Origin of the sequence: Streptomyces griseorubiginosus (assembly GCF_017614965.1) — a bacterium.
GTDB classification, from domain to species: Bacteria; Actinomycetota; Actinomycetes; order Streptomycetales; family Streptomycetaceae; genus Streptomyces; species Streptomyces griseorubiginosus_B.
The window spans coordinates 1-1,636 of record NZ_WVUG01000626.1; the positions used below are offsets into that span (position 1 = coordinate 1).

Consider the following 1,636-nt stretch of genomic DNA (forward strand, 5'->3'; position numbering starts at 1 on the left):
CCACCCCGCCGCCCCGGACCCAGATCTCGCCGATCTCGCCGTCCCCCAGCACCCGCAGCGACTCCGGGTCGACGATGCGCACCTCGCCGCCGCGCGGGCGGCCGCAGGCCACCAGCGTCCGCGTCGGCCGGTCCTCGCGCGGCTCGCGCAGCGCATGCCGCTCCAGCGCCTCGCCGTCCACGGCCCGCGTCACCGGGCCCGCGCCGGTGCGCCCGCCGGAGACCAGCAGGGTGGCCTCGGCCAGCCCGTAGCAGGGCAGCAGCGCGTCGGCGCGGAACCCGGCCGGTGCGAAGCGCTCGGTGAAGGCGCGGCCGGTCTCGGCGGACACCGGCTCGCCACCCGTGACCGCGGCCCGCCAGCCGGCGAGGTCCAGCCCCGCGAGCTGCTCGTCGGTCACCCGGCGCGTGCACAGCTCGTAGGCGAAGTCCGGGGCGCCGCTGACCGCGACGCCGTACCGGCCGATCGCCTCCAGCCAGCGCGCCGGTCGCTTGAGGAACGCCGCCGGTGACATCAGGACCGAGGTGCCCCCCAGCGACAGCGGGAACAGCAACTGGCCGACCAGGCCCATGTCGTGGTGGAACGGCAGCCAGCCCCCGACCCGCTCGCCGGGCTCGCCGCCCACGGCCTCCTCGATCGCCTCGAGGTTCGCCAGCAGGTTGCCGTGGGTGACCACCACGCCGCGCGGGGCGCCCGTGGAGCCGGAGGTGAACTGGAGATAGGCGACCGTCGCCGGGGACAGCTCCGGCATTCGCCAAGAGGCGCGCACCGGTACCGCGTCGGCGGCCAGGCACGGCACCGAGCCGTACCCGCTGGCGGCCAGCAGCCGGGAGACGTCGGGGGCCAGGGCCGCGTCCGTGAAGGTCGCGCAGGGTGCCACGGCCTTGACGATGCCGGCCACCCGCTCCGCGTGGTGGCGGCCGCCGCCGGTCGGCGGGGCCGGGACCGCGATCGCGCCGGCGTACAGACAGGCCAGGAACGACACGGTGAACTGGCGGCGCGAGGTGTGCATGAGCAGCACCCGCTCGCCGGCCGCGCCCCGCGCCTGCAGCCAGCCGGCCAGTTCCCGCGCGGCCGCGTCCAGGGTGCCGTAGGAGACCCGGGCCGGACGGCCGCGCTCCTCGCTCTCGGGCAGCAGGAGCAGCGCCTCGCGCTCGGGCGTCGATGCCGCTCTGTCGAGTATCAGGTCCGTGAAGGTGCGGTGGTGGGTCATAGGGGTCCCCCTGGCAGATCTTCCGTCCGGGCACCCGACCCGTCATTCGGGCACCCGGACCCATCCTGAAATCGAACGTAATGTGCGGCTCATAGAGGGACGCTCGACCCGGACTGGTCCGTGGGGCGGCGCGCTCAGCGGCGCGACCAGCCGACCGGCGGACGAGGGCGGGGGCGCCCGCCGCCCCAGCCGGCCTTGCGCGCGGGCTCGTCGAACACCCCGCCCACGCCGTCCGTTTCGCCCTCCTGACCTGCGGCCGCGCGGAGTCTCGCGAGCAGCACGGCGGTCACCGCGGCGAGCTCCTCGGCGGTGGGGTGTCCACGCACGATGGTGAGAGAGAAGGGAGCTTCCATGCTCCGCAGCTTGTCGCCGGCCCCTCGAGACCTGCTCGGGAAACGGCGGGGAGGGGTGGCGACGGGGGACGAG

General features: G+C 75.8%; 2 protein-coding genes. Both read right to left on the minus strand.

The genetic code is table 11. The annotated features are described in order from the left end of the window. Positions 1 to 1,210 (minus strand): AMP-binding protein (locus GRC12_RS44285; RefSeq protein ID WP_208786071.1); only part of this gene is annotated, 1,210 nt, incomplete at its 3' end. Positions 1,211 to 1,344: 134 nt separating this feature from the next. Then, a complete protein-coding gene (locus GRC12_RS44290; protein ID WP_208786072.1) occupies positions 1,345 to 1,563 on the minus strand; it encodes an acyl-CoA carboxylase subunit epsilon in 219 nt (72 codons plus the stop codon). Between the last annotated feature and the right edge of the window lie 73 nt (positions 1,564 to 1,636).

Coding starts and splice junctions, on each gene's coding strand:
- GRC12_RS44290 (WP_208786072.1), bottom strand. CDS start 1,563: ATGGAAGCTCCCTTCTCTCTCACCATCGTGCGTGGACACCCCACCGCC.